The organism is uncultured Streptococcus sp., from assembly GCF_902463925.1.
Lineage (GTDB): Bacteria > Bacillota > Bacilli > Lactobacillales > Streptococcaceae > Streptococcus.
In genome coordinates, this window is the sequence record NZ_CABQHE010000013.1 from 1 (window position 1) to 21,964 (window position 21,964).

At 39.4% G+C, this 21,964-nt stretch carries 23 protein-coding genes; 22 read left to right on the forward strand and 1 reads right to left on the reverse strand.

All coding sequences use genetic code 11. From position 1 onward, the window contains the following. Positions 1 to 170: 170 nt before the first annotated feature. From RDY04_RS08470 to RDY04_RS08530, 13 genes are all read left to right on the forward strand, one after another. Positions 171 to 311: a hypothetical protein gene (locus RDY04_RS08470; protein WP_303951518.1), complete on the forward strand. Its 141-nt coding sequence runs from the start codon at positions 171 to 173 to the stop codon at positions 309 to 311. A gap of 79 nt (positions 312 to 390) precedes the next feature. Next, on the forward strand, positions 391 to 927 hold the full coding sequence (locus RDY04_RS08475) for a hypothetical protein (RefSeq protein WP_303951515.1): 537 nt from the start codon (positions 391 to 393) through the stop codon (positions 925 to 927). Between the two features lie 186 nt (positions 928 to 1,113). Beyond that, a complete protein-coding gene (xseA, locus tag RDY04_RS08480; RefSeq protein ID WP_303951512.1) occupies positions 1,114 to 2,442 on the forward strand; it encodes an exodeoxyribonuclease VII large subunit in 1,329 nt (442 codons plus the stop codon). Further along, positions 2,432 to 2,647 (forward strand): exodeoxyribonuclease VII small subunit, encoded by a 216-nt coding sequence (locus RDY04_RS08485; protein ID WP_303951509.1) that lies wholly within the window; start codon positions 2,432 to 2,434, stop codon positions 2,645 to 2,647. The genes xseA and RDY04_RS08485 overlap by 11 nt, the downstream gene beginning before the upstream one ends. Beyond that, positions 2,647 to 3,519, forward strand: a complete 873-nt coding sequence (locus RDY04_RS08490) for a polyprenyl synthetase family protein (RefSeq protein ID WP_303951507.1) — start codon at positions 2,647 to 2,649, stop codon at positions 3,517 to 3,519. The genes RDY04_RS08485 and RDY04_RS08490 overlap by 1 nt, the downstream gene beginning before the upstream one ends. Next, positions 3,512 to 4,339: a TlyA family RNA methyltransferase gene (locus tag RDY04_RS08495; protein WP_303951505.1), complete on the forward strand. Its 828-nt coding sequence runs from the start codon at positions 3,512 to 3,514 to the stop codon at positions 4,337 to 4,339. The genes RDY04_RS08490 and RDY04_RS08495 overlap by 8 nt, the downstream gene beginning before the upstream one ends. Next, a complete protein-coding gene (locus tag RDY04_RS08500) occupies positions 4,326 to 4,772 on the forward strand; it encodes an arginine repressor (protein WP_303951503.1) in 447 nt (148 codons plus the stop codon). Before RDY04_RS08495 ends, RDY04_RS08500 begins: the two co-directional genes overlap by 14 nt. A gap of 8 nt (positions 4,773 to 4,780) precedes the next feature. Beyond that, a complete protein-coding gene (gene recN, locus RDY04_RS08505; RefSeq protein ID WP_303951501.1) occupies positions 4,781 to 6,451 on the forward strand; it encodes a DNA repair protein RecN in 1,671 nt (556 codons plus the stop codon). A 69-nt stretch (positions 6,452 to 6,520) separates the two neighbouring features. Further along, positions 6,521 to 7,357: a DegV family protein gene (locus RDY04_RS08510; protein ID WP_303951499.1), complete on the forward strand. Its 837-nt coding sequence runs from the start codon at positions 6,521 to 6,523 to the stop codon at positions 7,355 to 7,357. Then, positions 7,350 to 8,225 (forward strand): SGNH/GDSL hydrolase family protein, encoded by an 876-nt coding sequence (locus tag RDY04_RS08515; RefSeq protein WP_303951497.1) that lies wholly within the window; start codon positions 7,350 to 7,352, stop codon positions 8,223 to 8,225. The genes RDY04_RS08510 and RDY04_RS08515 overlap by 8 nt, the downstream gene beginning before the upstream one ends. After that, positions 8,218 to 8,787, forward strand: a complete 570-nt coding sequence (locus RDY04_RS08520) for a YpmS family protein (RefSeq protein ID WP_303951494.1) — start codon at positions 8,218 to 8,220, stop codon at positions 8,785 to 8,787. The genes RDY04_RS08515 and RDY04_RS08520 overlap by 8 nt, the downstream gene beginning before the upstream one ends. A gap of 136 nt (positions 8,788 to 8,923) precedes the next feature. After that, positions 8,924 to 9,199, forward strand: a complete 276-nt coding sequence (locus tag RDY04_RS08525) for an HU family DNA-binding protein (RefSeq protein WP_002950996.1) — start codon at positions 8,924 to 8,926, stop codon at positions 9,197 to 9,199. 58 nt (positions 9,200 to 9,257) lie between these two features. Next, a complete protein-coding gene (locus tag RDY04_RS08530) occupies positions 9,258 to 9,458 on the forward strand; it encodes a hypothetical protein (RefSeq protein ID WP_303951471.1) in 201 nt (66 codons plus the stop codon). Between the two features lie 60 nt (positions 9,459 to 9,518). On the opposite strand, the gene RDY04_RS08535 is transcribed toward RDY04_RS08530, so the two are convergent. Further along, positions 9,519 to 10,454 (reverse strand): dihydroorotate oxidase, encoded by a 936-nt coding sequence (locus tag RDY04_RS08535; RefSeq protein WP_303951469.1) that lies wholly within the window; start codon positions 10,452 to 10,454, stop codon positions 9,519 to 9,521. A gap of 255 nt (positions 10,455 to 10,709) precedes the next feature. Between RDY04_RS08535 and RDY04_RS08540 the strand changes: the two genes are divergently transcribed. The 9 genes from RDY04_RS08540 (at position 10,710) to pfkA (ending at position 21,920) form a co-directional block, all read left to right on the forward strand. Beyond that, on the forward strand, positions 10,710 to 11,402 hold the full coding sequence (locus RDY04_RS08540; RefSeq protein WP_002884137.1) for a phosphoglycerate mutase: 693 nt from the start codon (positions 10,710 to 10,712) through the stop codon (positions 11,400 to 11,402). 349 nt (positions 11,403 to 11,751) lie between these two features. Beyond that, positions 11,752 to 13,308, forward strand: a complete 1,557-nt coding sequence (locus RDY04_RS08545) for a 2-isopropylmalate synthase (protein ID WP_139723823.1) — start codon at positions 11,752 to 11,754, stop codon at positions 13,306 to 13,308. 18 nt (positions 13,309 to 13,326) lie between these two features. Then, positions 13,327 to 14,364 (forward strand): 3-isopropylmalate dehydrogenase, encoded by a 1,038-nt coding sequence (leuB, locus tag RDY04_RS08550; protein ID WP_303951464.1) that lies wholly within the window; start codon positions 13,327 to 13,329, stop codon positions 14,362 to 14,364. A 4-nt stretch (positions 14,365 to 14,368) separates the two neighbouring features. Beyond that, positions 14,369 to 14,650 carry a DUF1294 domain-containing protein gene (locus RDY04_RS08555; protein WP_211181136.1) on the forward strand — a complete coding sequence of 94 codons (282 nt, stop codon included), beginning with the start codon at positions 14,369 to 14,371 and terminating at the stop codon, positions 14,648 to 14,650. Between the two features lie 30 nt (positions 14,651 to 14,680). Further along, positions 14,681 to 16,063 (forward strand): 3-isopropylmalate dehydratase large subunit, encoded by a 1,383-nt coding sequence (leuC, locus tag RDY04_RS08560; protein ID WP_303951459.1) that lies wholly within the window; start codon positions 14,681 to 14,683, stop codon positions 16,061 to 16,063. Between the two features lie 9 nt (positions 16,064 to 16,072). Further along, positions 16,073 to 16,663 (forward strand): 3-isopropylmalate dehydratase small subunit, encoded by a 591-nt coding sequence (gene leuD / locus RDY04_RS08565; protein WP_303951457.1) that lies wholly within the window; start codon positions 16,073 to 16,075, stop codon positions 16,661 to 16,663. Positions 16,664 to 16,759: 96 nt separating this feature from the next. Further along, a complete protein-coding gene (locus RDY04_RS08570) occupies positions 16,760 to 17,545 on the forward strand; it encodes an L-threonylcarbamoyladenylate synthase (protein WP_003092717.1) in 786 nt (261 codons plus the stop codon). Between the two features lie 151 nt (positions 17,546 to 17,696). After that, positions 17,697 to 20,807, forward strand: a complete 3,111-nt coding sequence (locus RDY04_RS08575) for a DNA polymerase III subunit alpha (RefSeq protein ID WP_303953755.1) — start codon at positions 17,697 to 17,699, stop codon at positions 20,805 to 20,807. A 93-nt stretch (positions 20,808 to 20,900) separates the two neighbouring features. Beyond that, positions 20,901 to 21,920 carry a 6-phosphofructokinase gene (gene pfkA, locus RDY04_RS08580; RefSeq protein WP_117647029.1) on the forward strand — a complete coding sequence of 340 codons (1,020 nt, stop codon included), beginning with the start codon at positions 20,901 to 20,903 and terminating at the stop codon, positions 21,918 to 21,920. The last annotated feature ends 44 nt before the right edge of the window (positions 21,921 to 21,964 follow it).

Consider the following 21,964-nt stretch of genomic DNA (forward strand, 5'->3'; position numbering starts at 1 on the left):
CAAAAAGCTCTATAATCTCTACAGTGGTTTTACCCACTACAGAAATTATAGAGCCCGTTTTCTTCGGCTTTTTAAAACTGTAAGAATTTGTTACAAACTAGTAACTTGACAAAAGTCTCAGGCTTTAAGAAAATAGAAGAAACGATTCAGAAGCAGGAGCGATTTAGTGAATGGCTGAATTCGGTAATGAAGGGTATCTGAGAGCCTTAGCTGATAATGGTGATAGAGAAGCAGCCAAAGAATATGAGCAAGCTTTAGATAATCGTATTTTTCAGTTGCAGATTTCATTGGCTCAAACGAGTGATCCGTAGGGTCGTAGGAAAGTGCAAAAACTCTTGGAACAAGAGGAAAAGAAAAAGGGACTATTTTCAAGAAAAAGAGGAAAAAGCTGTGAGCGAATTTAGACGTCGTAAAAATGAAACTACAAAGGGAAGAAAAGTTTCGAGTTTTGATAAACTCAAAGATCCTAAAATCATTAGATGGGTAATTGGAGTTGTTGCAGTACTTGCAGTGGTTATTCCTGTGGTTACCTTGATGTGGTATAGTAATAACCAAAAAGAGAGTGTAACAAATCCATGGAAAAATGGTCAGTTAGCTAAAAGTAAGGAACAAGCATCATCATCAGATAATCAATCTCCTCAAGTTGATACCTCATCTTTGTCTGACCAACAGTTAGAAGACTGGGTAGTTTCTACTTATGCTAAAGAACAAGGTTCAACTGGAGAAAATTATAAAAATTTAGGTTGGAATGTTTATTCATGGACGGATGATGATGATAACCTAGTTTATGCTCAACTTTATGATGCCTATGGTAATGATGTTCTTCTTTTCCGTGTAAATAAGAAGGGACAACTCGAAGCCTATGGTGGTATTGACGGTTCAAGTGGTTCTTGGGACGTCGTTTCAAAAACTTATACAACCGATTAATGAAACCATATAAAACACCTGATAATGGTGGTTGAGACTGTCTTTTGACAGTCTTTTTTGGTATAATTTTAAGTAATCATGTATACAATTAAAAAGCTAACTGAGAAGATTTGGGGATGATAGTTCTACAGAACTTTTTTAATGTCTTCAGGTTTTCAAGGATAGCTTAAATAAAGGAGAGTTGTCGTGTCAGACTATTTATCGGTCACATCCTTAACCAAATATTTGAAAATGAAATTTGACCGTGATCCTTATTTGGAAAGGGTGTTTTTGACGGGACAAGTTTCCAATTTTCGTCGACGCCCTAGTCACCAATATTTTTCGCTTAAGGATGAAGGGGCTGTTATTCAGGCAACGATTTGGGCTGGAGTTTTTAAAAAGCTTGGTTTTGAACTCGAAGAAGGGATGAAGATCAATGTCGTTGGTCGTGTCCAGATTTATGAGCCTAGTGGTTCTTATTCTATTATTATCGAGAAGGCTGAGCCTGATGGTATTGGGGCTTTGGCCATCCAGTTTGAACAGCTTCGTAAAAAATTGACTGTAGAAGGCTACTTTGATGATCGTCATAAGCAAGCTCTGCCTAATTTTGTCAAAAAAATTGGGGTTGTCACTAGTCCTAGTGGTGCGGTTATTCGAGATATTATTACGACCGTTAGTCGTCGTTTTCCTGGGGTAGAAATCTTACTTTTCCCTACCAAGGTTCAAGGTGAAGGAGCTGCACAGGAAATTGCTGAAAATATTCAAAAAGCCAATCAAAGGGATGACCTAGATTTACTTATCGTTGGCCGTGGTGGAGGTTCTATTGAAGACCTTTGGGCATTTAACGAGGAAATTGTGGTTCAGTCGATTTTTGAGAGTCGTCTACCTGTGATTTCAAGTGTTGGTCACGAAACAGATACGACTTTGGCTGACTTTGTTGCAGATCGTAGGGCTGCTACGCCTACAGCAGCGGCAGAACTTGCGACTCCGGTATCAAAGGCTGATACCTTGGTTTGGATTCGTGAAAGACAAAATAGAGCCTATCAAGCCTGTTTGAGACGTATACAGTATAACCAGGAACGCTTGGCCAAATTGTCACAATCTGTTGTCTTTAGGCAACCTGAACGCCTTTACGATGGTTATCTACAAAAGTTGGATCGACTAACAACAAGGCTTGAAACCTTCATGAGTCAAGATTTCACACGTAAACAAAAAGAAGCAGAGCTTTTGAGACAACGATTACAAGGCTTAAATCTTCTGACTAGTGTTCAGAACTACCAAGACCGTCGAGAGTCTTTGCAGCGTTTATTGGTGACTACAACCAAGAATACCATTAACGGTAACCGTGTGAGATTAGAAAAGGCACAGGATGCCTTATTGTCTCTAGATACTAACCGTATTGTTGCCAGGGGCTATGCTATTGTCAAGAAAGATGATAAACCTTTAACAAGTAGCAAGAATATTACCGAAGGTGATCAATTAACCGTCCAAATGAGAGATGGAGAACTAGAAGTAGAGGTGAAAAATGTCAACTAAAAAAACATTTGAGAAAAATTTACAGGACTTAGAAGCTATCGTCACTAAGCTTGAAACAGGTGATGTTGCTCTTGAGGATGCTATTGCTGAGTTCCAAAAAGGTATGGCCTTGTCTAAAGATTTGCAGAAGACCTTGGAAGATGCTGAAAAGACACTAGTTAAGGTTATGAAAGCAGATGGGACAGAAACGGAAATGGATGCCTAATGAGCAAGCTAAATAAAATTGATGCGGCTATCCGTGATTACTACCAAAAAAAGAATCTTCCTGTATCAAGTGATTTAATCACTGCCATCCTTTATTCAGTTGATAGTGGAGGCAAGCGTATTCGTCCACTGATTTTCTTAGATTTACTTGAAGGGTTTGGTTTAGAGCTTACTCCTAGTCATTTCGATGTTGCAGCAAGTCTTGAAATGATTCATACTGGAAGTTTGATTCACGACGATCTGCCGGCCATGGATGATGATGATTACCGTCGAGGACGTTTAACCAACCATAAGAAATTTGATGAAGCAACGGCAATCTTGGCTGGAGATTCTCTCTTTTTAGATCCCTTTGATCTCCTGGCACAAACAGAGCTATCAGCAGAAATTCGAGTTCAATTGATTCAAGCATTGTCTCATTCTTCAGGTACCTTCGGTATGGTTGGTGGTCAGATGCTGGATATGAAGGGTGAAGGTCAGGAACTTGGTTTATCGCAACTGGCTCAAATTCATGAGCATAAGACAGGGAAGCTTTTAACCTTTCCGTTTGTAGCGGCTGGTATTGTTGCTCAAAAAAGTCAAGAGGTTTTGGAAAATCTGAAAGAAGCTGGTCGCCTGATTGGTCTTGCCTTTCAAGTACGTGATGATATTTTGGATGTGACTGCTGATTTCGAAGAGCTTGGGAAGACACCTGGGAAAGATGTAGTTGCTGGAAAATCAACTTATCCGGCTCTTCTTGGTCTGGAAAAATCACATGCTATCCTCGAGGAATCACTTAATAAAGCGGAGGCTATTTTCCAAAATCTAGCTAAGACTCAAGGTTTCAAGAAAGACAGTATTATAGAAATCATAGAAAGGTTACGACTCCATGCCTAAGGAAAGAGTAGACGTTTTGGCTTATAAACAAGGCCTTTTTGAAACACGAGAACAAGCTAAACGTGGCGTTATGGCTGGTTTAGTTGTTAATGTTATCAATGGTGAACGTTACGATAAACCCGGTGAAAAAATTGACGACGGCACAGAGTTGAAGCTTAAAGGAGAAAAACTCAAGTATGTGAGCCGTGGAGGACTCAAACTTGAAAAAGCTTTGAAAGTATTCAATCTGTCAGTTGAAGATATGACAACCATCGATATCGGTGCCTCAACAGGTGGATTTACCGATGTCATGCTTCAAAATGGGGCCAAACTGGTTTATGCTGTGGATGTTGGTACCAATCAGTTGGTTTGGAAATTGCGTCAAGATGAGCGTGTTCGTTCTATGGAGCAATATAATTTTCGATATGCTGAACCTGTTGATTTTACAGAAGGACTACCGTCTTTTGCATCAATCGATGTCAGTTTCATCTCGCTAAATTTGATTCTGCCGGCCTTGGCTAAGATATTGGTTGATGGAGGGCAAGTTGTTGCTCTTGTGAAACCACAATTTGAGGCGGGCCGTGAACAAATTGGGAAAAACGGGATTGTCCGTGAAAGCAGTGTCCATGAAAAAGTGTTAGAAACAGTGACAGCTTTTGCGGTTGACTATGGCTTTTCAGTTAAAGGACTGGACTTTTCACCTATCCAAGGTGGTCATGGTAACATTGAGTTTCTTGCACACTTGGAGAAGACAGGTTCTCCTCAAAATGATGCTCAAACCTCTATTAAGGACGTTGTAGCACAAGCACATAAGGAGTTTAAAAAGAATGAAGAAGAATGATCGTTTGGAGTTAATCCGAAAGATTGTCCAAGAAAATAAAATTACGACTCAGGGAGAATTGGTAAAATTACTTCAAAATGAGGGATTAAAGGCTACTCAAGCGACTGTATCGCGTGATATCAATGAAATTGGTATTACCAAGGTACCAACTGAAGACGGTTCTTACATCTATGGGCTCTCAACTGTTCCTAGACGAGTAGGTGGAACATCTGTTGCGCCCCGTCGCTTGTTGCGTGTTGATCGTCAACATGCCTTTATGAATATCGTTGTTCAACCTGGGACAAGCCGCCTCATCAAGAAGATTCTTTTGGATGAATACAAGCATTTGATTTTTAGCTTGATTGCTGACGATGATACCCTCTTTTTAGTGGCTCAGTCAGAGTTGGCAGCTATCGAACTACAGGGGCAAATCATTAAGTGGGTTGAAGACTAGGAGGGTCTATGCTTCTCGAAATTACGATAAAGAATTTCGCAATTATTGAAGAGATTTCTCTAAACTTTGAGAATGGGATGACCGTCCTTACTGGTGAAACAGGTGCTGGTAAGTCCATTATTATAGATGCTATGAATCTTATGTTAGGGGCACGGGCATCTAGCGAGGTTGTCCGTCATTCAGCCCCTAAGGCGGAGATTCAGGGCTTCTTTTCAATCGAACAAAATCCTGCCTTGGTTAGTATCTTGGAAGATAATGGGATTCCTGTTGAGGATGAATTAATTATCCGTCGTGAAATCTTCCAAAATGGTAGAAGTGTTAGTCGCATCAATGGACAGATGGTCAATTTAACGACGCTTAAATCCGTTGGGCACTTCTTGGTAGATATCCATGGACAACATGACCAGGAAGAACTTATGAAACCTGCTCTGCATATTACCATGCTTGATGCCTTTGGTGACAAGGAATTTTTCCAAACAAAGAAAGAATACCAAGAGTATTTTGACCGCTATCGTGAGTTAAGAAAAGCTGTTCTTGAAAAGCAAAAAAATGAGCAGGAGCATAAGGCTCGAATTGAAATGTTAGCATTTCAGATTGCAGAAATTGAAGCAGTCTCTCTAAAATCAGGAGAAGATTTGGCTCTGATGAAGGAGCGAGACAAACTTCTTAATCATAAGCAGATTGCTGATACCTTAACGAATGCCTATGTCATGCTGGATAATGAAGATTTTTCAAGCCTTTCAAATGTCCGTTCTGCCATGAACGACCTCCAGTCTCTTGAAGAGTATGACTCTGATTACAAAGAACTCTCTGGAAATCTATCAGAAGCCTATTATGTTCTGGAAGATGTCACTAAGCAACTAGGTGATCTTTTGGATAATTTGGACTTTGATGCTGGACGTTTGCAAGAGATTGAACACCGCTTAGATACGATTAATGCAATTACTCGTAAATATGGTGGGACTGTTGATGACGTTCTAGATTATCTGGAAAATTCAAGTAAAGAGTACAATCTTCTGACTGGCAATTCCAGTTCGTCAGATGCCATGGAACAAGAGCTTAAGCAACTTGAAAAAGATCTGCTAGCGTCTGCAGAGACCCTACAAACGGCACGCCATCAAATTGCTAAGGCTCTTGAAGCGGAGATTAAGAACGAGTTATTCGACCTTTACATGGATAAGGCTGAATTTAAAGTTACCTTTACTAAGGGGAAATTTAACCGTGATGGTAATGAGCAAGTTGAGTTTTATATTTCAACCAATCCAGGTGAAGGCTTTAAACCGCTTGTTAAGGTAGCTTCAGGTGGCGAATTATCTCGACTTATGCTAGCCATTAAGTCAGCCTTTGCCCGAAAAGAAGATAAAACTAGTATTGTCTTTGACGAGGTTGATACTGGAGTATCAGGTCGCGTAGCCCAGGCTATCGCACAGAAGATTCATAAGATTGGAAGTCATGGTCAAGTATTGGCTATCAGTCACCTTCCTCAAGTAATTGCTATTGCAGATTATCAATTCTTTATTTCTAAAGAAAGTGATAACGAGACAACTGTATCCTATGTTCGTCTCTTAACACCTGAGGAAAGGGTTCAAGAAATTGCTAAGATGTTGGCGGGTGACAATGTGACGCAAGCAGCCTTGAGCCAAGCTAGAGCTTTATTAAAAGTGGATGAACCTGTTTAGGAAAAGAGCTGGGAAAACCTCTCTAGGCATGCTATAATAGAATAAAAATTTGTGTTAAGCGAGAGAAATATGAGTAAAATCAGAATTGTAACCGATTCGTCAATCACGATTGAACCAGAATTGGTTGAAAAGTACAATATCACTGTCGTTCCATTGTCAGTTATGGTGGATGGTGTCATCTATTCAGATAGTGACCTTCGTGAAGAAGGTCGTTTCCTGGAAATGATGAAGCATAGTAAAGAGTTACCAAAGACAAGCCAACCACCAGTGGGGTTGTTTGCTGAGACATATGAAAAATTGGTTAAAGATGGTGCAGAGCAAATTGTGGCCATCCATCTTATGCATACTCTTTCTGGTACATGTGAGGCTTCGCGTCAAGGAGCTAGCCTTTCAGGAACTAATGTAACCGTCATCGATTCAGGCTTTACGGATCAGTGTCTCAAGTTTCAAGTTGTTGAAGCAGCTAAACTAGCCGAAGCAGGAGCTAGTCTTGATGAGATTGTAGCACGTGTGGAAGAAGTGAAAAGTAAATCTGAACTTCATATCGGTGTGTCTACCCTTGAGAATCTTGTCAAAGGTGGCCGTATTGGACGTGTAACAGGTCTACTATCTTCATTGCTCAATATCCGTGTTATTATGGAGTTGAAAGACTATCAGTTGAATACTATTGCAAAGGGTCGTGGTGCTAAGACATTCACGAAATGGTTGGATTCTTACATTGATGCTATCAAGGATCGCAAGGTTGCTGAGATAGGTGTTTCTTATGCTGGAACTCCTGTGTTGGCACATGAATTTGCTTCAAAACTTGAAGTTCTGGGTGCTCCAATTTCAATTCTTGAGACTGGTTCCATCATTCAAACACATACCGGTGAAGGTGCTTTTGCCATAATGGTTCGCTATGAATAAATTGAAAGAATCAGAATTACTTAGAAGCTTTGCAGGCTTCTTCTTGCTTTTCCTATTATTCGTGGGGCTATTCGTTTTTATTGTACCAAGCAGTCATCAGTCATCAAAGATTGCTGACAAGATAAGGTCTGTAAAAAAAGAAAAGGTAACTTATGTGGCCATTGGAGACTCACTTACTCAAGGTGTGGGTGATAGCAGTAATCAAGGGGGCTTCGTTCCTGTTTTATCTCAGGCTTTAGAGTCAGATTTTAATTGGCAAGTGACTTCTCGCAACTATGGTATCGCAGGAAACACCAGCAATCAAATCCTCAAGAGGATGCAGGAAAAGAAGGATATCAAAAGGGATTTAAAAAAGGCAAAATTGATGACTTTGACTGTTGGTGGAAATGATGTGATTCATGTCATTAAGGATAATATCACCAATCTTAATGTGAATACCTTTAGCAAACCTGCTGTGGATTATCAAAGGAGATTGCGACATATTATTGAGCTAGCTCGTAAGGATAATAAAACTTTACCGATTTATATTGTTGGTATTTACAATCCGTTTTATCTTAATTTTCCAGAGATGACAGAAATGCAAACCATTGTTGATAATTGGAACCAGTCTACCAAAGAAGTATGTAAGGAGTACGACAATGTCTACTTTGTTCCAGTTAACGATCTGCTTTATAAGGGAATTGATGGTAAGGGAGGAGTGACGAGCTCTGATGAAACATCACAGTCTACCAAATCATCCCAAGATAGTTTAAACGATGCCCTATTTGAGGATGATCATTTTCATCCCAACAACACAGGTTATCAAATTATGTCGGATGCGATTTTGAAACGTATAAATCAAACAAAAAAGGAGTGGTCAGGTGAGTAAGGTATGGAAATGGTTATTTTTGGGACTTTTAGCCTTAAATCTAGCCTTAATTAGTGTCGTGACGGTTAGAATAATGACACCAGTCGAAACGAGCTCAGTGTCCTTACCTAAAGGAGCTACTAAAATTGGAAAGTATAGTATGAGTAAAGAAGAGCTTAACGCAGCTCTTACAGGATTTGCTCAAGATTATTCTAATGATAAGATGCGTTTCAAGGTCAAAGTGACTAATTCTAAAATTGTTTTTGAGAGTAGTTATAAGGTCTTAGGTCACGCAGTACCCCTCTATGTTTACTTTACGCCTCTTGTAAGTGAGTCGGGTGCTGTCGTTCTTCAAGTGTCTGAGCTCTCGGCAGGAACCTTGAAGCTCCCTGTTTCAGATGCTCTTAATATGATTAAACGTTCAACAAAACTTCCTGATTACATTGTAATTGACAGTAAGAAGGGAAAGGTTACCCTAAATATTCAGTCTATGAAGAATGAGAAGGGTATAACAGCACGTGCTCAAAGCCTTGATTTGGTTAATGACCGTATCGAATTTGACACCTATAAGACAATAAATTAAAAAGCCTTTACTTTTTGCAAAAAAGCGATTAAATTAGCGTTTATTACTTGACCTCATAAGGCTTTTAGGATAAGATAATATTTGTCAAAGCGCTAAAAATATCATTCGCTTAGAAATAAATTGGAGGATTGTTACAATGGCTAACAAACAAGATTTGATCGCTAAAGTTGCAGAAGCAACTGAGCTTACTAAAAAAGATTCAGCAGCAGCTGTAGATGCAGTTTTCGCTTCTATCGAAGAATTCCTTGCTGCAGGTGAAAAAGTACAATTGATTGGTTTCGGTAACTTTGAAGTACGTGAACGTGCTGCTCGTCAAGGTCGTAACCCACAAACTGGTGAAACTATCTCAATCGCAGCTTCTAAAGTTCCTGCATTTAAAGCTGGTAAAGCTCTTAAAGACGCAGTTAAATAATGTTAAAACCCCTAAGCTGTTAGGGGTTTTGATTTATTAAAAAAATATAAGGAAAACTATGAAAACCATAACAGTGGTATTGATCTTTCTTTTGGTTTTTACTGTTATTAAGTTATCAGCTATTGTTGCTATTAGCAAACTGATGAAACCAAGTGAAAAACAAATCGAAGAAGCTCGTCAGAAACGTCTTCAAGCTGAAAAAGGGGGCAAGGATCCTTTTGAAGACTGGGACGAACGTGACGATGATGGTCTTGTCTAATAAGAGAATCCTCATCAAATAATAAAAAGTTTGGATTACCTTCCAAACTTTTTTTATAGACTAGTCAATGTAATGAAGTTTTCCTCGGAAGTCTTCAAGAGTTTCGTAACCTTTTTCTTCCATGATTTCTTTGAGTTCTTTAGTAATACGGTCAAAAACAGCGACGCCTTCTTTTTGGAGGGCGGTACCCACTTGCACCATACTTGCACCACAAAGGATGTGTTCAAAAGCATCACGACCAGATTTGACACCACCAGTACCAATAATTTGGATTTCGGGTTTCAAACGTTGGTAGAAAGCATGAACGTTTGCCAAGGCAGTAGGTTTGATGTAGTCACCACCGATACCACCAAAACCATTCTTAGGTTTGATGACAACAGACTCATCTTCAATGTAAAGACCATTACCAATGGAGTTGACACAGTTAACAAAGACAAGTGGGAATTGGTTGAAAACAGCAGCTGCTTGATCAAAGTGGACAATATCAAAGTATGGTGGTAATTTCACACCAAGAGGTTTCGTAAAGTAAGAGAAGACCTCAGTTAGGATCTCGGTTGTGGTTTCAAAATCGTAAGCAATTTGAGGTTTACCTGGAACGTTAGGACATGAAAGGTTGAGTTCTACAAGCCCCTCGTAGTCGCTATCTTGAACTTTTTTAAGAATAGTGTGCGTTTCCCTAGGTGAGAGACCAACAAGTGAAAGAAAATGATTTTTTGTATTGGCTTGCTTTTGAAATTCAATGACATAGTCAAGGTAGTATTCAAAACCGTTATTTGGCAATCCCATTGAGTTGATTGACCCAAGAGGGACATTCACATAACGTGGTTCAGGATTACCAGGACGGGCCTCAAGTGTCCCTGTTTTTGTGACAAATGAGCCTGCGGCTGAAGCCTCAACCTCTGCCAATTCTTCCTTAGTCATACAATGAACACCAGCAGCATTCATGAGACAGTTAGCAAATGAAAACTGACCAACTTTTGTAGCAGTAGAAACCATAAAATCCTCCTTAAAGATCACAAAGTGAAATGTTACTATTTCATCTCATTTTAGCATGAAAAGAGGCCTATAACAAGGAAATGTTGGACAGCTAAAAATATCTAAAACAAAATTCTGATACAGTCTCTTTTGGCTAAGGAAAGAAGCGATAGAATTTTACAGAATTTCTTGGATTTTGCTAGCTTTTTCAAGGTTTTTTGGGTAGAATAGATAGAGTAAATGGGTATAACCCAAAATAAAAAGGAGACATAACTAATGGTAAAATTGGTTTTCGCTCGCCACGGTGAGTCTGAATGGAACAAAGCTAACCTTTTCACAGGTTGGGCTGACGTAGATCTTTCTGAAAAAGGTACTCAACAAGCTATCGATGCTGGTAAATTGATCAAAGAAGCTGGTATCGAATTTGACCAAGCATACACTTCAGTATTGAAACGTGCGATCAAAACAACTAACTTAGCTCTTGAAGCATCTGACCAACTTTGGGTTCCAGTTGAAAAATCATGGCGCTTGAACGAACGTCACTACGGTGGTTTGACTGGTAAAAACAAAGCAGAAGCTGCTGAACAATTTGGTGATGAGCAAGTTCACATCTGGCGTCGTTCATACGATGTATTGCCTCCAGCAATGGATCGTGATGATGAGCACTCAGCACACACTGACCGTCGTTACGCTTCACTTGATGACTCAGTAATTCCAGATGCTGAAAACTTGAAAGTTACTTTGGAACGTGCCCTTCCATTCTGGGAAGATAAAATCGCTCCAGCTCTTAAAGATGGTAAAAACGTATTCGTAGGTGCACACGGTAACTCAATCCGTGCCCTTGTTAAACACATCAAACAATTGTCAGACGACGAAATCATGGATGTTGAAATTCCAAACTTCCCACCATTGGTATTCGAATTTGACGAAAAATTGAACGTTGTTAACGAATACTACCTCGGAAAATAAGCTGAGATAAGTAGTTATCATTAACAAATAAAAAAGTTGACTTCGGTCAGCTTTTTTTCTTTTACTGAAAATAAATGTAAATTGTGGTCAGAAAAGTCAGTCAATTCAGTAATTTTTCCTTGACTTTCAAGTTGGAAAGATGTATCATATTAACCAAGATACATCGAAAGGAAATGAGTCAAATGACATTCGCAACTACAACAACTTTGCTATTGCGTAATGAGGGCTAGTGCAAAAAGCATTAGTCCTGTTTGGCTTACCAAGCGGGAGGTAAAAACATCTCGCTTGGGTTTCCGAGTGAGATGTTTTTTTACTACTATCGTTTTTACTTTTAGAAAGAGGAATGTCTATGCGTAAAGTTGAATTTTTTGATACAAGTCTTCGTGATGGGGAACAAACACCAGGTGTTAACTTTTCAATCAAAGAAAAAGTTGCCATTGCTAAGCAACTTGAAAAATGGGGAATTTCTGTAATCGAAGCAGGTTTCCCTGCAGCTAGTCCAGATTCATTTGAGGCAGTAAAACAAATTGCGGAAGCTATGACAACAACTTCTGTTACTGGTTTGGCTCGTTCAGTAAAATCTGATATTGATGCTTGTTATGAAGCTTTGAAAGATGCTAAGTATCCACAAATTCATGTCTTTATCGCAACAAGCCCAATTCACCGTGAATTCAAATTTAATAAATCAAAAGAAGAAATTCTTGAAATTGTAAAAGAGCATGTATCATATGCACGTTCAAAATTTGAAGTTGTAGAGTTTTCACCAGAGGATGCTACTCGTACTGAGCTTGATTTCTTGACTGAAGTTGTTCAAACAGCAGTTGATGCTGGTGCATCATATATTAATATTCCTGACACAGTAGGATTTACGACTCCAGAAGAGTTTGCACGTATTTTTGATCATTTGACTGAAAATATTAAATCAGACCATAAAGTTGTCTTTGGTGTTCACTGTCACGATGACCTCGGTATGGCAACTGCAAATACTTTGACAGCAATTAAACACGGTGCTGGACGTGTACAGGGAACTGTTAATGGTATCGGTGAACGTGCGGGTAATGTTGCTCTTGAAGAAGTAGCTGTCGCTTTGAAAATTCGTGAAGACTTTTTCCAAGCAACAAGTGATATTGTTCTTAATGAAACAATGAATACTTCAGAGCTTGTTTCTCGCTTCTCTGGAATTCCTGTTCCTAAAAATAAAGCAGTTGTTGGTGGAAATGCCTTCTCTCATGAATCAGGTATCCACCAAGATGGTGTTCTTAAGAACCCACAAACTTATGAAATCTTCACACCAGAATTGGTAGGTGTGAAGAGTAACAGTCTTCCTCTTGGTAAATTGTCAGGACGTCATGCCTTTGTTGAAAAATTGAAAGAACTTGAGCTTGACTTTGTTGAAGAAGATATCAAACCACTCTTCGCTAAATTTAAGATTTTGGCTGGGAAAAAACATGATATTACTGATGCAGATATTCGTGCACTTGTTGCTGGTACTAGTGTAGATAATCCAGAAGGTTTCCACTTCGAAGATCTTCGTTTGACCACTAATGCTGATGAAACAATTACTGCTACAGTAAGCTTGGCTAATGAAGACGGTGAATCTGTAGAATTTTTGGCAAATGGCCAAGGGTCAGTTGAAGCTATTTTCAATGCTATTGACAAATTCTTCAACCAAACAGTTCGCTTGACTTCTTATAATATTGACGCTGTAACTGATGGTATTGATGCACAAGCTCGTGTACTTGTAACTGTCGAAAATGTAGATACAGATACTATTTTCAATGCATCTGGTTTGGACTTTGATGTCTTGAAAGCATCAGCAATTGCCTATATTAATGCGAATACGCTGGTTCAAAAAGAAAATGCTGGTGAGATGGCACGAAAAGTTTCTTACCGTGACCTTCCATAAGCCTAAGAGGAGTTAAACATGACAAAAAAGATTATAACACTTTCAGGTGATGGAATTGGACCTGAGATTATGGCAGCAGGTCTTGAAGTTCTGGATAAAGTAGCTTCAAAAATTGGATTTGATTATGATATTGATGCTAAACCTTTTGGTGGTGCTGGTATTGATGCTGAGGGTCATCCACTTCCTAAGTCAACTTTGGATGCTGCTAAATCAGCAGATGCTATCCTCTTGGCTGCAATTGGTGGACCTAAATATGACAATGCGCCAGTTCGTCCTGAACAAGGACTTTTGGCCATTCGTAAAGAGTTAAATCTCTTTGCTAATATCCGTCCTGTCCGCATATTTGATGCTTTGAAACACTTGTCACCTCTTAAGCCTGAGCGTATTGAAGGCGTAGATTTTGTCGTTGTTCGTGAGCTTACGGGGGGTATTTACTTTGGTGAGCATATTCTCGAAGAAGATAAGGCTCATGATATCAATGATTATTCATCAGATGAGATTCGTCGTATCATGCGACGTGCCTTCAAGATTGCCCAATGTCGTGGCAAAAAGGTCACTAGCATTGATAAACAAAATGTTTTGGCAACTTCTAAATTGTGGCGTAAGATTGCTGATGAAGTTTCTTTGGAGTTTCCAGATGTAACTCTTGAACACCAACTTGTTGATAGTGCCGCAATGATTATGATTACCAACCCAGCTCGTTTTGACGTGGTTGTGACAGAAAACCTTTTTGGAGATATCTTGTCTGATGAATCAAGTGTCCTTCCAGGAACTTTAGGTGTTATGCCATCTGCCAGTCATTCTGAAGATGGTCCAAGTCTTTATGAACCAATCCACGGTTCGGCACCAGACATCGCTGGTCAAGGTATCGCCAACCCAATTTCAATGATTTTATCAGTAGCTATGATGTTACGTGAAAGTTTCAATGAAACTGAAGGGGCAGAATTGATTGAAAATGCTGTTGATAAGACCTTGAATCAAGGCATCTTGACACGTGATTTGGGTGGTCAGGCTTCGACTGCTGAAATGACAGCAGCTATTATTGGCAATCTCTAAAATCATGACACTGAAATTAGTGTTACTAAGTGTTTTGTTGGTGTGGAATCTAGTCGTCTTATCCGTTTATGGACTTGATAAACATAAGGCTATTCAACATAAGAGACGGATTTCTGAGAAGGCATTATTATTGCAGACTCTGATCTTTGGTGGTATTGGTGCATTTCTAGGTGGAAAACTTTTTAGACATAAAATTAACAAATGGTATTTTAAGCTATGTTGGCTTATAGGTATTGTTATAGATGTCGTTCTTTTATACCTTATTCTAACAAGACTTTCGGATTAGCTAATCCTTAGATTATATTTGGAGTATTTTATGAGCGGAAAATCAATTTTTGATAAACTATGGGAACGCCACGTAATTACAGGTGATGAGGGGCAACCCCAACTTATGTACGTGGACCAACATTATATTCATGAAGTGACTAGTCCTCAAGCTTTTCAAGGTCTTCGTGATGCTGGACGTAAAGTAAGGCGTCCAGAACTGACTTTTGGGACCTTTGACCATAATGTTCCAACTGTGAATATCTTTGATATTAGAGATGTTATTTCTAAGGCACAAATTGATAAACTTGCTGAAAATGTCATTGAGTTTGGTATTGACAATGCGGCACATGGTTCGGATAAGCAAGGAATCGTACATATGGTTGGTCCAGAAACAGGACGTACGCAACCAGGTAAGTTTATTGTTTGTGGAGATAGCCACACAGCTACCCACGGTGCCTTTGGAGCTATAGCCTTTGGTATTGGAACGAGCGAGGTTGAGCATGTCTTTGCTACACAGACACTTTGGCAAGTCAAACCTAAAAAGATGTTGGTAGAATTCACTGGGAAGCCTCAGAAAGGCATTTATTCAAAAGATTACATTCTCGCCTTGATTGCTAAATATGGGGTTGCTTGTGGAGTGGGTTATGTTGTAGAGTACCGCGGTGAGGCAATTGACCGTTTGACTATGGAAGAACGCATGACAATCTGTAATATGTCAATTGAATTTGGTTCGAAAATGGGAATTATGAATCCAGACCAAGCAACATATGATTATATGCGTGGTCGAGAATGTGTTCCTGAGGATTTTGATGCAGCAGTAGCTGACTGGAAGACACTAGTTAGTGATGATGATGCAGAATACGATAAAGTCATTCGTATGGATGTTTCTGAGTTGGCACCAATGGTCACATGGGGAACTAATCCGTCTATGGGAGTAGATTTTGATACGCCTTTCCCTGAAGTTCGAGATATGAATGATGAGCGTGCATACCATTATATGGATCTTCGTCCGGGTCAAAAAGCAGAAGACATTGATCTTGGGTATATCTTTATTGGGTCTTGTACTAATGCTCGCTTGAGTGACTTGCAGTTGGCAGCCAGATTTGTTAAAGGTAAGAAGATTGCCCCTAATTTGACAGCTATTGTGGTTCCAGGTTCAAGACCTGTTAAACAAGCTGCAGAGAAAATTGGATTGGATAAGATATTTAAAGATGCTGGTTTTGAATGGAGAGACCCAGGATGCTCGATGTGTCTTGGAATGAATCCAGATAAAGTGCCTGATGGGGTCCATTGTGCTTCAACAAGTAATCGAAATTTTGAGGATCGACAGGGGTTTGGAGCAAAAACACACCTTTGCAGTCCTGCAATGGCAGCGGCAGCAGCTATCGCCGGACGTTTCGTTGATGTTCGCCAAATGCCAGAAGTACAATAAGGAGGAAACATGGAAAAATTTACCATTTATACCGGAACGACAGTTCCATTGATGAATGATAACATCGATACCGACCAGATTCTTCCCAAACAGTTTCTCAAACTGATTGACAAAAAAGGTTTTGGAAAATATTTGATGTATGCTTGGCGTTATAAAGATGACAAATACACTGAGGATCCTGATTTTGTTTTTAACAGAGCTGAATATCGTAAAGCAACTATTTTAATAACAGGTGATAATTTCGGTGCAGGTTCATCTCGTGAACATGCTGCGTGGGCCCTATCTGACTACGGATTTAAAGTTGTTATTGCAGGTTCCTTCGGAGACATTCACTATAATAATGAACTTAATAATGGGATGTTACCAATTGTTCAACCGATAGAAGTACGTCAAAAATTGGAACAATTAAAACCTACTGATAAAGTGACGGTAGACTTAGAACAACAAAAAATTATTTCACCGGTTGGTGAGTTCACTTTCGAAATTGATGGTGAATGGAAACATAAACTTTTAAATGGATTAGATGATATAGGGATTACCCTGCAGTACGAGGATTTGATCACCGAGTACGAAAAACATCGTCCAAGCTATTGGCAGTAATAGTCTTATATTTTCGAATATTCCGAAAATTACTTGCCTGATAGCTATGAACATGATAAAATATATGTATTATAAATTAGATGGAGAACACACATTATGACTAAACATGTCCAATGGGATGGTAACCTTAACCAAGAAGGTTTTGAAATTCTTAAAGGTGAAGGTGGATGTATCGTTACACCAACTAAAGTTGGTTACATTATTATGACTAGCGATAAAGCTGGTTTGGAACGTAAATTCGAAGCTAAAGAACGTAACCGTAACAAACCAGGTGTTGTTCTTTGCGGAAGCATGGATGAGTTGCGTGCATTGGCACAATTGACTCCTGAAATTGATGCTTTCTATCAAAAGCACTGGGATGAAGATATCCTTCTTGGATGTATTCTTCCGTGGCGTGAGGATGCTTACGCAAAACTCCAAGCATTTGGTGATGGCCGTGAAGAGCTTATGACTGATGTACGTGGAACATCATGTTTCGTTATTAAATTTGGTAAAGCTGGTGAGCAAATTGCCAAAGAAATGTGGGAAAAAGAAGGTAAGATGGTTTACGCTTCATCAGCAAACCCTTCAGGTAAAGGTAACCGTGGTAAGGTTGAAGGTATTGGTGAACGTATTGAAAATGCTGTTGACCTTGTCATTGAAGCTGATGAATACGTTGCGTCAATCCAGCCTGATAAAACTGTTGAAACACGTTATGAACAAGGTGTTATGGTATCAATGGTTGATGCAGACGGTAAATTAATTCCTGAACAAGGTGAGGGAAGCCGTTCAGTAGAACCATGTCCAGTAGTTATCCGTAAAGGTCTTGATATAGATAAAATTATGATGCACCTTTCAGACCACTTTAATTCTTGGAACTACCGTCAAGGTGAGTATTATTAAGAAAATAATGTCTTCAAGAAAGCAGGACCTCTGGTTCTGCTTTTAATATGCTTAAAAACTTGTGATATAATACTATTTGAATAGGTTTCTTTGATTTTTTCTAGAAAACTAAATTATTATTTGAAAAAAATAATTTTGAAAGGAGGCCTTCATGTTTGCACAATTGGATACAAAATCCGTCTATAGTTTCATGGATAGTGTTGTAGATTTGACCACCTACATTAAGCGTGCCAAAGAGCTTGGCTATCAATCCCTTGGTTTGATGGATCGTGACAATCTCTATGCTGCTTATCATTTTGCCCAGCTTGCAAGTAGAAACGGTTTACGTCCTTTGATTGGTATGGAAGCTAATCTATTTTACGAGGGAAGAAGAATTCCTTTTCGTCTATTAGCTAAAAATAATCAAGGCTATAAAAATTTGATGAAGTTGGCGACAGAGCTCTCCTCAGGACAGCGTGAATTTACAGCTTTTTCGGACTATCTAAATGCTATTGCCCTCATTCTTCCGAGTGAAGACTGGGAGCCCGGGATGTGTCTTGGCTCAGAAGTTTTCATTGGGGTAAGACCTGAGGATGCTGGTAAAGAGTTCGATTATCCTGTGGTTCCTTTACATACAGTGCGTTATTTTGAGAATGCAGACCGCTCGACGATACAGATGTTGCATGCCATCTCACAAAACGTTTCCTTGTCAGAGGCCTCTATTTGTCCTATGAATCAGCTCCTCTTCTCGGCTAAAGAAATGGAAGAAGCTTATAGTAAGCTTCCAGAGGCTTTGAACAATTTGGAGCAACTTGTTTCAGACATTACTTATCAATTTGATACGGATTTGAAGCTTCCACGTTTTAATCGAGATATGCCTGCTGTTGATCAATTGCGTCAATTAGCTCAATCTGGATTGGATAGTAAAGCGTTAAGAGAACCAGTTTATCAGGAACGTTTAGACAAGGAATTGTCAATAATACATCAAATGGGTTTTGATGACTATTTCTTGATTGTTTGGGATTTGTTACGTTTTGGTCGCAGTCGCGGTTATTATATGGGAATGGGGCGTGGCTCTGCTGCAGGAAGCTTGGTGGCCTATGTCCTTGATATTACTGGAATTGATCCCGTTAAAAATGACTTGCTTTTCGAGCGTTTCCTAAATGAAGAGCGTTATAGCATGCCTGATATTGATATTGACTTGCCCGATATTTATCGAAGCGAGTTTCTTCATTATGTTAGGGACCGTTATGGTAGTAAACACTCTGCTCAGATTGTTACTTTTTCAACCTTTGGAGCCAAACAGGCTATTCGAGATGTTTTTAAACGTTTTGGTGCTAAGGAATTTGAACTGTCCCAACTAAGTAAAAAGATTTCTTTTCGTGACAATCTGACTTCTGTCTATGAGAAGAATATGTCATTTAGACAGTTGATTAACCAGAGACAGGAATTTCAGAGGGCTTTTGAAATTGCTAAGGCTATTGAAGGCAAGCCAAGACAGACTTCAATCCATGCTGCTGGTATAGTGATGAGTGATGATGACCTGACCAACCATATTCCGCTAAAAGCTGGTGAGGATATGATGGTTACTCAGTACGATGCCTCCGCAGTTGAGGCCAATGGCTTGCTTAAGATGGATTTCTTGGGTCTCCGTAATTTGACCTTTGTTCAAAAAATGAAGGAGAAGCTAGAAGAAGAACAGGGAATCGCTATTGATATCAAATCCATTGACTTGGAAGATTCACAAACCCTAGCGCTTTTTGCTAGTGGCAAGACCAAGGGGATTTTTCAGTTCGAGCAGGCAGGTGCTATAAATCTCCTTAAACGGATTAAACCTACTAAGTTCGAAGAAGTAGTAGCAACTACCTCTCTTAACCGTCCAGGAGCTAGCGATTATACAGATAATTTTATCGCTCGTAAATATGGTAAGGAGAAAGTTGATCTCATTGACCCAGTGGTTGCTCCAATTCTTGAACCTACCTATGGCATCATGCTTTATCAGGAGCAGGTTATGCAGATTGCCCAAGTATTTGCTGGCTTTAGCCTTGGAAAAGCCGATTTACTTCGTCGAGCGATGTCTAAAAAAGATGCCAATGAAATGTCCAAGATGTCCGAAGAATTCATGGAAGGAAGTCGTCAGTTGGGACGTGACCCACAGATTGCTGAACGACTCTTTAGTATGATGGCTAAGTTTGCAGGTTATGGCTTTAATAGAAGTCATGCCTATGCCTACTCAGCTTTGGCTTTTCAGTTAGCTTATTTCAAAACGCACTACTCACAGATATTCTATGACATCATGTTAAATTATTCGTCTAGTGATTACATTAAGGATGCAATTGAAAATGGCTTCTCCCTAGCTAGCCTCGATATTAATAGGATTCCCTATCTGGACAAGATTTCAGATGGCAAGATCGTATTAGGCCTTAAGACTATCAAAGGATTACCAAGAGATTTTGCCCTTTGGATTATTGAAGATCGCAAACAAAATGGCAAATATATTTCTATAGAAGACTTTTTGACACGTATTCCTAGCAAATATCAGAAAGTCGATATTTTGACACCCCTCATTCAGATTGGTTTGTTTGATATTTTTGAACCAAACCGTCAGAAAATTATTGGTAATTTAAGCAACCTCTTTACTTTTGTCAATGAGTTAGGAAGCTTGTTTGCAGAGTCCTCTTATTCTTGGGTGGAGTATGAAGACTATAGTCAGACAGAACGCTACAGTATAGAGCAGGATTTACTAGGTGTTGGGCTTAGTACACATCCATTACATTTAGCTCAAAAAATGACATCACGGCCCTACCAACCAATTTCTGAGTTGTCTTTGAACAGTAAGGCTACAGTTTTGGTTCAGCTTGAATCAGTTCGCATTATCAGAACGAAAAAGGGAGACCAGATGGCTTTTCTAAGCGTTTTTGATGGGGTGAATAAACTGGATGTCACTCTTTTTCCAGAAACTTATTTCTATCATAAAGGTAAGTTAAAAGAAGGTGGTCTCTTTTATCTAGAGGGACGAACTCAGGAGCGCGACGGACGTCTTCAATTAATTTTGTCAAATATAGAGGAGGCTAGTACTGAGCGTTTTTGGATTTTACTAGAGAATCATAATAAAGATGTAGAAGTTTCTCAAATTTTAGCCAAGTATCCTGGACATATTCCTGTGGTTATTCGTTATCAGGGAAGCAAGGAAACAATAGTTAGTCAACGATATAAAGTGTCTAAGAACGAAGAACTCAGTATGGAATTAGCGCCTTTTGTGTTAAAAACGGTTTTACATTAAAAAAAAACGATAAAACTTTTCAAATTTAAAGCCATTTAGAATTCTTTGTGTTATAATGAAAATGTTAAATATATAAAAGGAGTATCAGGAATAATGAAACGTATTGCTGTTTTGACTAGTGGTGGAGATGCCCCTGGTATGAACGCTGCCGCTCGTGCGGTTGTTCTCAAAGCAATTTCTGAAGGAATTGAAGTATTCGGCATTAACCGTGGATACGCTGGTATGGTTGAAGGAGATATCTTCCAACTTGATGCCAAAGGCGTAGACAACATCCTCAGCCGTGGTGGTACTTTCCTTCAGTCTGCTCGCTATCCTGAGTTTGCCCAACTTGAGGGTCAACTTAAAGGTATTGAGCAACTTAAAAAACATGGAATCGAAGGTGTAGTAGTTATTGGTGGAGATGGTTCTTACCATGGTGCTATGCGTTTGACTGAACATGGTTTCCCAGCAGTTGGTCTTCCTGGAACTATCGATAATGATATCGTTGGTACAGACTACACAATTGGTTTTGATACTGCTGTTGCAACAGCAACAGAAGCTATCGATAAAATTCAAGACACTGCTTTCAGTCATGGACGTACTTTTGTCGTTGAAGTTATGGGACGTAATGCTGGTGATATCGCTCTTTGGGCTGGTATTGCTTCTGGTGCAGACCAAATTATCGTACCTGAAGAAGAGTACGACATCAATGAAGTTGTCCGTAAAGTTAAAGAAGGTTACGAATCAGGTGCTAAAACTCACCACGTAATCGTACTTGCTGAAGGTGTTATGGGTGCTGAAGAATTTGCAGCTAAAATGAAAGAAGCTGGAGACACTTCAGATCTTCGTGCAACAAACATTGGACACGTGGTTCGTGGTGGTACACCAACTGCGCGTGATCGTGTTCTTGCTTCATGGATGGGTGCGCATGCGGTTGACCTCCTTAAACAAGGTATTGGTGGTGTAGCTGTTGGTATCCACAATGAAGAGCTTGTTGAAAGCCCAATCCTTGGTACGGCAGAAGAAGGTGCTTTGTTCAGTCTTACTGAAGACGGTAAAATTATCGTTAACAATCCGCACAAAGCTCGTCTTGACTTTGCAGACCTTAACCGTTCATTGTCTAACTTGAGCTAATCTCAGTTACTTAAATTATTGTTAATCCGTCGCTAAGGCGACAA